Origin of the sequence: Yinghuangia aomiensis, from assembly GCF_039542225.1 — a bacterium.
Lineage (GTDB): Bacteria > Actinomycetota > Actinomycetes > Streptomycetales > Streptomycetaceae > Yinghuangia > Yinghuangia aomiensis.
The window spans coordinates 90,966-104,099 of the sequence record NZ_BAABHS010000003.1 but is presented as its reverse complement, the minus strand read 5'-3'; the positions used below and the strand labels follow the sequence as shown (position 1 = coordinate 104,099).

Below are 13,134 nucleotides of genomic sequence, written 5' to 3'. Positions count from 1 at the left end.
AACCGGTCTGACTTTCCCGGATCGGCTGAGCGAGGATGTACGCGTGACTGCCACTCCGCGCCCCCGTCTCGTCGCCACCGATCTGGACGGCACCATCGTCCGCAGCGACGGCACCATCTCGGCGCGCACCCTCGCCGCCCTGGACGCCGTCGAAGCCGCCGGGGCCGACGTGGTCTTCGTGACCGGCCGCCCGCCGCGCTGGATGGACAAGGTCGCCGCCGTGACCGGCCACCACGGCCTGGCCATCTGCGGCAACGGGGCGGTCGTCTACGACCTGCGCAGCGAACGCATCGTCGACACGCACCCGATGGACGTCACCGCGGCCCGCAAGGTCGCCGCGCTGATCAAGGCGGCCGTCCCCGACGTGTGCTTCGCCGTGGAAACCCCGACGGGCTTCTCGCACGAGCCCGCCTACCCGCCGCAGGAGCGCGACGTGTCGGTCGTGCACGGCATCGCCCCGGTCGAGGAGCTGCTGGAGGGGCCGGTGCCGGTCCTCAAGCTGCTCGCCCGCCACGATTCCCTCGCTCCGGACGAGTTCCTGACCCGGACGCGTGCCGCCGCCGGGGACTACGCCGAGTTCACCCACTCGTCGAAGATCGCCCTGGTGGAGATCAGCGCGCTCGGCGTCAGCAAGGCCACCACGCTGGCCTGGTACGCGACCCGGCACGGCATCACCGCGGACGAGGTCGTGGCGTTCGGCGACATGCCCAACGACCTGCCGATGCTGGCCTGGGCCGGGCAGCCGTACGCGGTCGCCAACGCGCACCCGCAGATCCTCGCCGCGGTGCCGAACCACACCGCGAGCAACGACGACGACGGCGTCGCGCAGATCCTGGAGAAGCTCTTCCCGTAATCCCCCCGTTTGGTCACTCTGTGTTGCATAGAATTACTCTATGCACCCAGGCCGATCGCCCCTGGCCGCCTTGCTGCGCGCTTACCCGGTCGGCAGCCCGGTCGCGTTCCGGCCGGTCGCCGAGGGCCTGCTGAACCGCGGCTACCAGGTGACCACGAGCGACGGCCGCTGGTTCCTCAAGCACTACCTCGACCAGGCGCCCGGCACCATCGCCTTCCAGCACCGGGCCACCGCGCTCCTGCGCGGCGCCGGGATCCCCGCGGTCGCCCCGCTCCGGGACCGGGACGGCCACACGATGCGCCGGATCGGCGGACGGTGGTTCGCGCTGTTCCCGTGGGTCGACGGCCGGCACCGCGGCGGCCACGACCTCGCGCCCGCGGAATGCGCCACCCTCGGCGCCCTCCTCGGCACCGTGCACGCGACGCTCCTGCGCACGCTGCCGCCCGTGCAGCAGCCCGCCTTCACGCGCTCCGCGGACGCCGCCGAGTCCATGGCGGTCGCCCGCCGCCTGCTGGCCGGCATAGCCGACCGGCAGGTCCGCGAACCGTTCGACGACCTCGCCGAACACCGCCTGATCGAGCGCCTGCGCATGCTGCGCCGCCACGCGCACCGCCGCCCGGCCGACGGCGACGCCCCGCGCACCGGCTACGTGCACGGCGACTTCCACCCGCTCAACCTGCTGTACGTGGACGGCTCCCCGGCCGCGATCGTCGACTGGGACCGGCTGGCCGCACTGCCGGACACCGAGGAAACCGTGCGCGCCGCCCTGCTGTTCTTCACCGGCTCGGCCACCGGAACGCTCGATCTGCCGCGTGTGCGCACCTTCATGCACGCCTACCGCGCGATCGCCGACCCGGGCCGCACGCAACTGACCCTCGCGGTGCGCCGGTTGTGGTGGGAGCGGCTCAACGACTTCTGGATGCTGACCCGCCACTACGTGGAACGCGACCACCGCTCCGACCCGTTGTTCCCGGCGTCGGCCGCACTGACCGTGTGGTGGACCCGGCACTGGGACGAGGTGCTGGAGGCGTTCGTGGAATAGCCGCGGTCGGCGGCCATTCCACGAACGGGTGACGTCAGTTGCCGCCGGAGGCGGTACTCGTCGGCGTCGGTTCCTTCGTCGTGGGCTGGGCCGTCGGCGACGACTTCGACGTCGCCGTGTTGGTCGGCGCGGTCGTCGTCTGCGTCGGCTTCGTGGTCGCCGTGGCCGTCGGCGCCTGCGACGTCGCCTGCTGCGAAGGCGGCGTCGTCCGCCCGGTCGGGTAGCGCGTCGGCTGGGTCGGCTCGGTGTCCTCGCCCTGCGGCAACTGCTGCGCGCCGCCCGTCGCGGTGGGCGTCTGCGACGCCGTGGGCGTGGACGTGCCCCCGTCGGTCTTCTCGGTGCCGTCCGGCGTGTCGCCCTTGCCGAGCGTCAGCACCAAGGCGGTCACCCCGGCGATCAGCGCGACGACGACCACGCCGACGACCACGAAGAAGCCCGGGCCGCGCTGCCGCCGCTCGTGCTCGTCGACCGCCGGGAACGCGCCGGTCCGGCCGTCCGACGCGACGCCCCGCGGCGGCTGCGGCACCGCGGTGGTGGCGCGCATGTCGTCGCCGACCGGCGCCCCCAGCCGTGCGGTCGGCGCGCCCGCCGACCACTGGCCGAGCTGCTCGGTCGGCGCGTTGGATCCGCGGACGGGCGGCGGCGTGACCCGGACGGCCTGTCCGGCCAGCGCGCGCCGGATGTCCAGCCGCATCTCCTCGGCGGTCTGGTAGCGGTCGTCCGGGCTCTTCGCGAGCGCCTTCAAGGCGATCGCGTCCAGGTGCGCCGGGACCCGCACGTCGTGCGCGGACGGCGGCCGCGGATCGTCCTGCACGTGCTGGTAGACCACCGACAGCGGCGTGTCGCCGTTGAACGGCGGCCGCAGTGCCAGCAGTTCGTACAGCAGGCAGCCGCTCGAATACAGGTCGCTGCGCGCGTCGACCGTCCGGCCGAGCGCCTGCTCGGGCGACAGGTACTGCGGCGTGCCCATCACCATGCCGGTCTGCGTCATGGTGGTCGCCGCGCTGTGCATCGCCCGCGCGATGCCGAAGTCCATCACCTTCACCGCGCCGGAGTCCGTGATGATCACGTTCGCGGGCTTGATGTCGCGGTGGATGATGCCGTTCCGGTGGCTGTACTCCAGCGCTTCCAGCACGCCTTCGGTGATCCGCAGCGCCTGCTCCTGCGGGATCGGGTTGCCCTCGGTCAGCAGCTCGCGGACCGTGCGGCCCTCGACGCACTCCATGACGATGAACGGCACGAGTTCGCCGGCGATCCGGTCCTCGCCCGTGTCGTACACCGAGACGATCGCGGGGTGGTTGAGCGACGCGGCGTTCTGCGCCTCGCGGCCGAACCGCGACCGGGCGACCGCGTCCTGCGCGAGATCGGCACGCAGCGTCTTGACCGCGACGGTGCGGCCGAGCCGCACGTCGTGCGCCATGCTGACCTCGGCCATGCCGCCCCGGCCCAGCAAACGCCCGAGTTCGTAGCGGCCCGAGCCGACGGTCTTGCCCATGGTCCCGGAATTGTCGTCGTCCGGGCGCTGCGGCTGACCCATCACTCCTCGCAGTCCGTCTCGTCACGGTCCGCCGGGCACGGACTCGCTCGTCCCAACGATCGCCGGGCCGCAAAGGCACGCCGGATCCCGACCCCGTGCGCACATGGCATTGTCCCGCAATCCGGTATCCGAGTCACCGTACCGGCCGCGTGTCCGCGGCATCGGGGAATGGCCGCCATACGCAGGAGATCTACCTCACCGATCTTGGTCGCCGGTCGGTTCCGGCGGTCCTTTGAGCCGGAACGGGCCGAACCCGGGGCGGCAAGGATAACGCCTTTCCCGATTCACCCGACCATCCACGCGATGACGGCCAGCGCCACGCACAGCACCACGGCGGCCGCGACCACCGCGCTCGTCCCCGGCCCGCCGCGGGCCGCGGCGGCCCCGGATCCGCCCGCACCGGTGGCTTCCGCACGCCGGGAACGGGTCCGGCGCGCCGGGCGCTCCGGGCCACGCCGAGTCCTTTCCCCGCCGCCCCCGGCGGCGCCGGCGCGGCGCCGCCGCCCGCCCCGCCCGGCGGAACCCGCCGCCCCCGGACCTGACGTCTCGTCAGGAATGATCCGTGCCACGGCGGACCGCATCTCCGCCGCGGAACCGAAGCGCAGCTGCGGGTCCTTCCGCAGCGCGTGCAGCACCAGGTCGTCGACCGCGCCGGGCACGTCCTGCCGCACGGCCGTCGGCGGCAGCGGCTCGTCCCGCACATGCTTGTAGGCCACGGCGATCGCGTTCTCTCCGTCGAACGGCACATTGCCGACCAGGAGTTCGTACAGCAGGCAGCCGACCGAGTAGACGTCGCTGCGCGGCGTCGCGGGGTGGCCGAGGGCCTGCTCGGGCGAGAAGTACTGCGGCGTGCCCATGATGTGCCCGGCGGCGGTGAGCGCCCCGCCGCCGGCATGCACGGTGCGCGCGATGCCGAAGTCCATGACCTTGACCGTGCCGTCCGCGGTGACCATGACGTTCACCGGCTTGATGTCGCGGTGCACGATGCCGCAGCCGTGGCTGTACTCCAGCGCGTCCAGGACGTGCGCGGCGATCCGCAGGGCGCGGCGCCATGCCAGCGGCCCGTCGTGCCGCAGCAGGGCGCGCAGCGTGACGCCGTCGACGAGTTCCATGACGATCCACGGCACCGGCCCGGCCGGGCCCGGGTCTTCGCCGGTGTCGTAGACCTGCACGATCGCCGGGTGGTTGAGCGACGCCGCATGGTGCGCTTCGCGGGCGAACCGGGAGCGGGCGACGCCGTCTTCGGCGAGTTCCGGACGCAGCCGCTTCACGGCCACGATGCGGTCCAGCGCGAGGTCGTGCGCCTCGTGCACGACGGCCATGCCGCCGCCGCCGATGCGCCGGAGGGTGCGGTAGCGGCCGCTGCCGAAGACCGAGCCGGCGAACTCGTCGTGTGTGTCGTGCACCATCCGCGCCCCCGTGGTGCAGCGTCGTGGTGGCAGGTGCGGCGCTTGGGGACGCCGCACCTGCCGTGGTCGTGGCCGTACCCGAGTGCGGTCGGCCTGGCCGGCGGGCCGCCTACAGGTACGGTCCCGCGGTCCCGCCGGTCTCGCCGGGGCGGCCGGGCATCGCACCGGGCGGCAGGGCGCGGCGCATGGTCTCCAACTGGGCGCGCGCCGCCATCTGCTGCGCGAACAGCGCGGTCTGGATGCCGTGGAACAGTCCTTCGAGCCAGCCGACCAGCTGGGCCTGCGCAATGCGGAGTTCGGCCTCGGTGGGCACGTTCTCGTCGTTGAACGGCAGGGTGAGGCGCTCGAGTTCCTCGACCAGTTCGGGCGCGAGGCCCTTCTCCAGCTCCTTGATCGAGCCCTTGTGGATCTCCGCGAGGCGGACCCGGCTGGCCTCGTCGAGAGGCGCCGCGCGTACTTCCTCGAGGAGCTGCTTGATCATGCTGCCGATGCGCATGACCTTCGCGGGCTGCTCGACCATGTCGGTGATGCCGGCTTCGCCGTTCAACACGCCTTCGGCGCCGGGCTCGCCGCCGACCGCCATGCCGTCGGGACCCACGATCACGACGTGGGGGTTCTCGTCCTGAGCTTCGCTGTTCGGCATGTTCATGTGCCCATCCTCTCCCCTCGGCGCCGGGCCCCGCCACGGGACCGGCGCCGAGGGGAGACGGTACGGCACCCGCACGTCCGTTACCCGGCCCGTGTCCCCACGGTCACCCGGGTCCGCGTGCACACCGCGGCGACCACCGCCGCCAACAGCGGCACCACCAGCAAGGCGAGGCCCATTTCGGCCCACGGGACGACCAGCGGAACATCGGGACGGCTGATCCCGAACGCGCCGTCGCCGGACATGTCGAAGGCGTCCGCGGCGGTTTTCGCGGTGCGCCAGCGCAGCGCCGCCGCGGGCAGCAGCCCCACGGCCAGGCCGAGCACCGTGCCCAGGAGGGCGATCACCCAGCTCTGCGCGGCCGACAGCGCCCGGCGCACCCGTGGCGGCGCGCCGACCGCGCCCAGCGTGGCCAAGTCGCGCCGCCCGTCGGCCAAGGCCAGTCCGGTGGCGACGCCCGCCGCGCCGAGGGCGACGACGACGGTGGCCGCGGCAAGGAGCAGGAGTTGGGTGCTCGGACGCCCTTGGTAGCCGCGTTCGACGTCGAAGTAGACGCCCGTGACGACGCCGTCGAGTTGGGCCCGGGCCCGCTGCTCGTCGGCTTCCGACGGCATGCTCACGGTGTCGAAGAGGATGCCGATGTCGCCGGGCGGCACGCCGATGGCACGGGCGGCTTCCTCGCCGAGCACCGCGAGCGCGGGGATGTCCTCCGCCGGTGCCACGTAGCGCGCCGGAATGGCGACCAGGCGCGGCGCCGGCTCGGCGGGGAGCGGTTCCGCGGCGGACACGGTGGTGGGGGACGCGGGGTCCTGCGGCGTCAGGGTCCGCACCGCGACGGTCACCATGCCGTCCTTGACGTAGCGCCGGTCGAAGACCACCACGCCGGTGCGCAGCGCGTCCGCGATCTCCGGACCGGTGCTGCCCGTGATCCGGCGCACGGTCTCGGCATCGCCGACCGGGAGCCCGAAGACCGAGGACCGATTCTCCGCCTGGCAGCGCGGATCGGTGCGGGCGGTCCGGACGGCTTCGATCGCCCCCGGGCCCGACAGATCGTCGAGCGGGCAGCGGAGTTCGGCCGGCAACCGCAGGGAGACGGTCAGGCACCCGGAGTTCGGCGCGCACACGTCGCTGTAGCCGCGTACCAGGCCCGGTCCGGTGACCGGCAGCGACGCGGCCAGGATGTCCGCCGCCTGGCGCAGGCCCCGGCCGTTCTCGTACCCGTTCGTGGCCAGCACTTGGCCCTGCCGGGCCGCGGCACGGTAGTCCGCGCGCGCATCGTGGTCGGTGCTCGCCCAGTACGCCGTCACCGACGTCGCCCCGGCCAGCGCCGCCATCACCGCCGCCACGGCCGGCGCGGTCCGCGGCCGGTTCCGGGCCGCGTCGCGCAGCGCCAGGCGCGGCGTCAGCGGCAGAACGCGGCCGCACCGCGCGGCCAGGCCGAGCAGCGCCGGGCAGCAGGCGATGACCCCGAGTTCGGCCACCACACAGCCGGTCAGCAAGACGGTGTCGTCGGCGGCGACCTTCGCCCCGTAGTACGCCACCGCCACCCCGGCCGCGCCCAGCAGCGCGCCCGCGACGGGCAGCACCCGCGAACCGCGCCGCACACCGCGGCGTCCCGTCAGCGACGACGCGACGCTCTCCCGCGACGCCAGCACCGCGGGAATCGCCGCGGACACCAGCCCGATCGCCATACCGAGCGCGGCAATCCCGGCGAGTTCGAGCGGGCGCACGTCGAAGTGGCCGAGTTCCTTGCCGGAGAACGACGAGAACCACCCGCGCGCGGACCACGCCGCGGCCAAGCCCAGCCCGGTGCCCAGGACACCCGCGACCCCGCCGAGCACCGCGCCGTCCGCCAGGACGATCGTCCGGATGTGCCGCCGGTCGCCGCCGACCACCGCCACCAGCCCGAAGTCCCGGCGCCGCCGCCGTGCGCCCACCGCGAACGCGGGGCCCACGAGCAGCACGACCTCCAGCAGCGCCATGCCGACCACCACGACGCCGACCGCGATCTGCATGTCGGAGAACGCCCGGAAGTCCGCGCCGCCCTCCCGCAGGTACGGCACCTCGTCGTCCGGCGGGGGATGCTCGGCGACGGCGCGCGACAGCACGACGATGCCCCGGTCGTTCAACGCCCGCACCCGGTCCCAGGTGTAGGCCCCGTCCGGCGCGTCGACGAGGAACTTCCGCTCCGTCGGGCGCCCTTGTCCGGCCATCGCGTCCAGGACGCCGGCCGCGGGCAGGGCGAACACCTGCCGGGCGTCGAGGCGGTCGGGCAGCTTCACCGTCCCGACGATGCGGAACACCCTGCCGGTGTTGTACTCGGTGAGCGTCCCGCCGATCGTCAACCCGCCCGCGCGCAGCAGCCGGTCGGTGACCGCGACTTCGTCGGCGGTTCGCGGCGCCCGGCCGCCGGTCGGCACGGCGATGCCGTGCGCGATCGGCGCGTCGTAGTCGAACTCCCGCCAATCCGCACCCGCCAGGCCGAAGCCGGTGCGGATGGTGGTCCGGGCGACGGTGTCCGTCAGGACCGCGGCGCCCGGCGGCAGCACCGACCGGACGTCCGTCCGCGGCTGCTGCTGCGCCGCCGGGCCGAGGTTGCCGCGGAGCACGAACCGGCCGTCGTCGACCGGGTCCTGCGCGATCGGCAGGTCCGACACCGGCTCGGTCAGCCGCGCATCGGCCCGGCCGATCTGCCGCGCCAACCGCTCGCCGGTGTCCAACTGCTGGCTGCGGTACGTGACGTCCGCCGCGCTCGCGCCGAACACCGGCAGCGCGACCATCAGCACGATCAGCAGGCTGCGGCCCTTCGCCCGCAAGGCCTCGCGCCGGGCGATCCGCAGGGCGGCCCGCCACCCGCGACCGGTCACCGCGGGCCGTCCCGGGTGAGCAGCGACTCGGCGGCGTCGGTCCGGCCGGTGTCGTCGACCAGGAGGCCGTCGCGCAGGAACACGATGCGGTCGGCCCACGCGGCATGCCGGGCCTCGTGTGTCACCAGCACCGCCGCCGCACCCGCGTCGCAGCGGGCGCGGAGCACGCGGAGCACGGCTTCGCCGGTCGCCGAGTCCAGCGCGCCGGTCGGCTCGTCGGCGAGCACCAGGCGGCGTTCGCCGACCAGCGCCCGGGCGATCGCGACGCGCTGCTGCTGGCCGCCCGACATGTCGTCGGGGAACCGCTCGGCGAGGTCGTCGACGCCGATCTCGGCCAGCGCGTCACGCGCGGCGGACCGGGCCTTGCGCACCGGCCTCCCGTCGAGTTCGAGCGGCAGCGCGACGTTCTCCAGCGCGGTCAGCGCCGGGATCAGGTTGAGGTCCTGGAACACATAGCCGACGCTGCGGCGCCGCAGCGCGGCCTGCTTGCGGCGCGGCAGCCGGCCGATGTCCGTGCCCTCGACGAGGACTTCGCCGGTGGTCGGGGCGTCCAGGCCGCCCGCGAGCAGCAGCATGGTCGACTTGCCGGACCCGGAGGGGCCCATGACGGCCAGGAGTTCACCGGGCGCGACGGCCAAGTCGACGCCGCGGAGGCTCTCCACCCGGGTCTCGCCCTTGCCGTACGTCCGCCCGAGGCCGCGCAGCTCCAGCACCGGCGCGGCGGCCTTGTCCGGGTGCGCGGCTATGGCACCGGCGCGGCTCATCGCGGGCTCCGGCGCAGCCGCGGACGGCGCGCGGCGGGAGTGTCCGTGTCCTCGGGAGCGGGGGCGGCGGCCGGCGGCGCGGCGTCGGGCGCACGCATGTCGCGGCGGGCCAGCCGGGATTCGCAGTGGTCGAGCCACCGCACCTCGGCTTCGGCCTGGAACACCAGCGATTCCAGGACGAGTTGCCAGGCCAGGTCGTCGTCTGCGGCGCGGGCCTTGAGCCGCGTGTAGTCCTGGAGGGCGCGCAGGGTGTGCGCGCGCTGGGACTGCACGACGGCGGCGACGTCGACGCCGGGCACGGTGACCGCCATGGCGAGCTTGATGGCGAGTTCGTCGCGGGGGCGGTCGCCGCGCGCGACCGGGGCGTCGAACCACTCCTGGAGTTCCCGGCGGCCTTCGTCGGTGATCCGGTAGAAGACGTGGCCTTCTCCGTCTTCGCCGTCGGGGGCGACGAGGCCGTCCCGGTCGAGGCGGCCCAGTGTCGTGTAGACCTGGCCGACGTTGAGCGGCCAGGTCGATCCGGTGCGCGCCTCGAACTCGGCGCGCAATTGGTAGCCGTAGCGAGGGCCCTGGTCGAGGAGCGCCAGCAGACCGTGCTTGATTGACATACTCGGTATGTGTATACCGAGTATTCCCCGTTGGCAAGGCGATGCGGCCCCCGGCATCGGCGCGTGAGGGAGTCGCGCGGTGGTTTCGGCTACGGAGAGTGCGGCGCAGGTGTCCGGGTCAGACGCAGACGACGTCGAGCGAGATCCGCTGGGTCTGCGCGTACATGACCGGCTGGAGGATGCGCAGTTGCACGGTGCCCTGGATCCGGGCGCCGCTGTACTTGACGCCGACCGGCCACGGTATTTGCAGGCTCTGCTGGCGCGGCCCCGAACCGGTGAACTGCAGCAGGTCCGGCGGCCAGGCGCGCGAGCCGTCGAACACCCACTGGTAGACGACGGCGCCTTGGCCGCCGTCGGCCAGGATCGTGGCGGCGATCACGACCTCGTCGCGGCCGGTGCACCGCACGTACGAGCCGGCCGCGTGGTCGCTGGTGAGCAGCACGCTGACCACCCGCAGCCGCGGCGCGACCGGCGTGCCCGAATCGGTCCCGTTGTCCTGGCCCTGGCTGTTGCCGCCCTGCTGGCCCGCGGGCGGGTCGGTGCGCACGCTCTGCGGCGTGTTCTGCCCGGTGCCGGGGTCTCCGGGTGTGGCGGCACGCGTGCCGGCGGGCGGGTCGGCCGCGCGCGGCGACGTCTGCGGGTCGGCGGGCGTGGCGGTGGGGCCGGGCGTCGGGGCGGACGGCGGCACGTCGGTTGCCGCGGACGGTGTCGGCACGCCGTGTTCGTCGGCGGGGAGTTGCGGGGGGATGCCGACGGGTTCGGAGGGCGCGGCATGCTCGGCGGTCCCGTTCGTGCCGTACAGGTTGACCAGGACCAGCACCCCGACCATGAGCAAGGCGATGACGACCGGGCCGGCCGGGACACGCCGGATGAAGGCGCGGATAGTGCGCATCCGGCCTCCCTTCCCGCCCGGTTCGGAGTCCGCCCCCCTGCCGGCCGGGGGGCGCGTCCCAGCCGTGGGCTGGGGGAGGCGGCACTGCCGGAAACTATCGCGAATCCGGTCGTGCCGTCAGCGATGTCCAATGTTGTGTGACGGGTTGTGCAGCGGACTGTGACACAGGGATCGCCGGCACATGACCGACCTGACGAGAGTGCACCGTCCGGCCCCGTGACACCAGTCACCCGCGGGGAATCCCGCAAGATCTCCACGAGCCGGGCGCCGCACACCGCGCGCTGGGGCGATGGCGGACGGTTGTCCACAGGCTGGGGACGGGCGTCAGCCTCGGTTGCGCCGGGCGTGCCGGACGGCACCGAGCCCGAGCAGCAGGCAGGCCAGGCCCACGACGGTCAGCGCCAGCACGCCATTCGGCCCGGTCTGCGGCAGTCCGGCCGAGGGGGCATCGGCGGCGAGGGGCGCCGCGGCCGCCGGACCGAGCGCGGCGGGCGGCCCGGCGGCGGGCGGCGGCCCGTTGGCCGACGGGGAGTTCGGCAGCGGGGAGTTGGCCGGCGGGGAGTTGGCCGGCGGGGCGCCGGTCGGCGGTGGAGCGGCCGGGCCGGGCGCGGCCGGCGGGTCGACGATGTACCAGGCCACCACCCGGCCGCCCTGCCGGACCGCCACGACGTCGGCGCGCGGCCCGGGAGCGATCTCCAGGCCCGCGCCGCGCAGCGCGGCGACGCCGTCGGGGCCGCCGGCCAGCACGAGTTCGTGGTCGACGGTGAGTGCCGGGACGCCCGACTCGTCCACGACCGCGCGGATGCCGAGCGGGGCGACCCGGGCCAGCAGCGCGTCGCGTTCCGCCGCGCTCGGTTCACCGCCCGGCCCGGAGCGCGCCGGAAGCCGGTGCGCCGGATCACCGGGGTCGCCCGGCACGATCGACGGATGCGGGTTGGGATCGGGCCGCAGCACGGGGATGCCTGCGAGCCCGGTCCGGGGCGCGGCCTCGGCGGGTCCCGGCGAAGGCTCCGGGGAGGCACCCGCAGCCGCCGGGACGACCAACGCCACCAGGACCAGGCAAGCCGCGGCCCTGCGGATCCGCTTCGTCACAGCGACCTTCCCCAGTGCTCGCGAGTCGGCAGGAGCCGACACCACCAGTCGGACCGGTGTAGTTCGCAGCTTAGGAAAAGCGGACTATCTGTTCAATTACCGACATTCCGATCAGACCAAATGATCAGTGTTGTTCAGGTGTGGTCACCGGCGGCGGAGCCCGGTGGCCAGGATGAAGTGGGTGGCCGAGGCGGGGTGGGGCCGAGCCGGTCGGGTCGCGGCCGTCGCGGACCGGGGTGGGGGCGTTCGCGGTCCGGAGCCGGGGTGGCCGAGGCGGGGTGGCCGGGTCGGCGCCGTCCCGGTCCGGAGGCCAGGTGGCCGCGGGGGCAGGCGCCCGGGCGACCGATGCGCCCAGGCGGCCCGGTCGCCTAGGGGGCCGCGGTCCCCGGGGGCGTCGTGCCCGGCTCCTCGCCCACGGACAGCACCACCTTGCCGACGTGCCCGCTGCTCTCCAGCAGCCGGTGCGCGTCCGCGGCCTCCCGCATCGGCACGATCCGGTCCACGACCGGCCGTACCCGGCCCGCGGCGATCAGGGGCCACACGTGCTCGCGGACCGCCGCGACGATCGCCGCCTTCTCGGCGAGCGGCCGGGACCGCAGCGTCGTCGCGGCCACCGCGGCCCGCTTGTTCAGCAGCGCGCTCAGGTCGATCTCCGCCTTGCGGCCGCCCTGCATGCCGATGATCACCAGGCGTCCGTTGACGGCCAGCGCGTCGATGTTGCGGGCCAGGTACTTCGCACCCATGTTGTCCAGGATCACGTCCACGCCCGACCCGCCGGTCTCCTCCGCGATGCGCGCGACGAAGTCCTCGGTGCGGTAGTCGATCGCCACGTCGGCGCCCAGCTCGCGGCACACCGCCGCCTTCTCCGGGCTGCCCACGGTCGTGAACACCCGCGCGCCGACCGCCTTGGCGAGCTGGATGGCCATCGTGCCGATGCCGCCCGCGCCGCCGTGCACGAGGAACGACTCGCCCGGCCGCAGGTGCGCGACCATGAACACGTTCGACCACACCGTCGTCGCCACCTCGGGCAGCGCCGCGCTCTCCACCAGGCCGATCCCGCGCGGCACCGGCAGCAGCTGGCCGACCGGGACGCGCACGTACTCGGCGTAGCCGCCGCCCGCGAGCAGCGCGCACACCTCGTCGCCGACCGCCCAGCCGGACACCCCCGGGCCGAGCCGCGCGATCCGCCCGGACACCTCCAGGCCCGGGTACGGCGACGCGCCGGGCGGCGGCGGATAGAAGCCCTGACGCTGCATCAGGTCGGCCCGGTTCACCGCCCCGGCCGCCACCTCGACGAGCACCTCGCCGGCCGCGGGCTCCTCGTCGGGCACCTCGGTCCAGGTCAGCACCTCGGGGCCGCCGGGGGCGTTGATGGTGATCGCGTACAACGGTTCCGCTCCTCGTTCGACGTTCGATTCGTGCGC

Annotated in this window: 11 protein-coding genes; 2 read left to right on the top strand and 9 right to left on the bottom strand. The window is 74.2% G+C overall.

What is annotated here, in order from left to right:
• Positions 1–43: 43 nt before the first annotated feature.
• Both ABEA93_RS04845 and ABEA93_RS04840 read left to right on the top strand, forming a co-directional pair.
• The gene (locus ABEA93_RS04845; protein WP_345674010.1) at positions 44–853 is read left to right on the top strand and encodes a Cof-type HAD-IIB family hydrolase; all 810 of its coding nucleotides are present in this window, start codon (positions 44–46) and stop codon (positions 851–853) included.
• A gap of 40 nt (positions 854–893) precedes the next feature.
• Positions 894–1,895, top strand: a complete 1,002-nt coding sequence (locus ABEA93_RS04840) for a phosphotransferase enzyme family protein (RefSeq protein ID WP_345674009.1) — start codon at positions 894–896, stop codon at positions 1,893–1,895.
• A 34-nt stretch (positions 1,896–1,929) separates the two neighbouring features.
• Here ABEA93_RS04840 and ABEA93_RS04835 read toward each other — a convergent pair whose 3' ends face one another.
• The 9 genes from ABEA93_RS04835 to ABEA93_RS04795 form a co-directional block, all read right to left on the bottom strand.
• Complete coding sequence (locus tag ABEA93_RS04835) at positions 1,930–3,432, bottom strand: protein kinase domain-containing protein (RefSeq protein WP_345674007.1); 1,503 nt, start codon at positions 3,430–3,432, stop codon at positions 1,930–1,932.
• A gap of 284 nt (positions 3,433–3,716) precedes the next feature.
• Positions 3,717–4,841, bottom strand: a complete 1,125-nt coding sequence (locus tag ABEA93_RS04830) for a protein kinase domain-containing protein (RefSeq protein WP_345674006.1) — start codon at positions 4,839–4,841, stop codon at positions 3,717–3,719.
• Positions 4,842–4,950: 109 nt separating this feature from the next.
• The gene (locus ABEA93_RS04825) at positions 4,951–5,490 is read right to left on the bottom strand and encodes a bacterial proteasome activator family protein (RefSeq protein ID WP_345674005.1); all 540 of its coding nucleotides are present in this window, start codon (positions 5,488–5,490) and stop codon (positions 4,951–4,953) included.
• Positions 5,491–5,570: 80 nt separating this feature from the next.
• Positions 5,571–8,354, bottom strand: a complete 2,784-nt coding sequence (locus ABEA93_RS04820) for an FtsX-like permease family protein (protein WP_345674004.1) — start codon at positions 8,352–8,354, stop codon at positions 5,571–5,573.
• Positions 8,351–9,118, bottom strand: coding sequence for an ABC transporter ATP-binding protein (locus ABEA93_RS04815; protein WP_345674003.1), 768 nt, complete (start codon positions 9,116–9,118; stop codon positions 8,351–8,353). Before ABEA93_RS04815 ends, ABEA93_RS04820 begins: the two co-directional genes overlap by 4 nt.
• Positions 9,115–9,726: a PadR family transcriptional regulator gene (locus ABEA93_RS04810; RefSeq protein WP_345674002.1), complete on the bottom strand. Its 612-nt coding sequence runs from the start codon at positions 9,724–9,726 to the stop codon at positions 9,115–9,117. The genes ABEA93_RS04815 and ABEA93_RS04810 overlap by 4 nt, the downstream gene beginning before the upstream one ends.
• A 118-nt stretch (positions 9,727–9,844) precedes the next feature.
• On the bottom strand, positions 9,845–10,618 hold the full coding sequence (locus ABEA93_RS04805; protein ID WP_345674001.1) for a hypothetical protein: 774 nt from the start codon (positions 10,616–10,618) through the stop codon (positions 9,845–9,847).
• Between the two features lie 324 nt (positions 10,619–10,942).
• The gene (locus tag ABEA93_RS04800) at positions 10,943–11,710 is read right to left on the bottom strand and encodes an LPXTG cell wall anchor domain-containing protein (RefSeq protein WP_345674000.1); all 768 of its coding nucleotides are present in this window, start codon (positions 11,708–11,710) and stop codon (positions 10,943–10,945) included.
• Positions 11,711–12,078: 368 nt separating this feature from the next.
• On the bottom strand, positions 12,079–13,098 hold the full coding sequence (locus ABEA93_RS04795; protein WP_345673999.1) for an NAD(P)H-quinone oxidoreductase: 1,020 nt from the start codon (positions 13,096–13,098) through the stop codon (positions 12,079–12,081).
• Positions 13,099–13,134 lie beyond the last annotated feature (36 nt).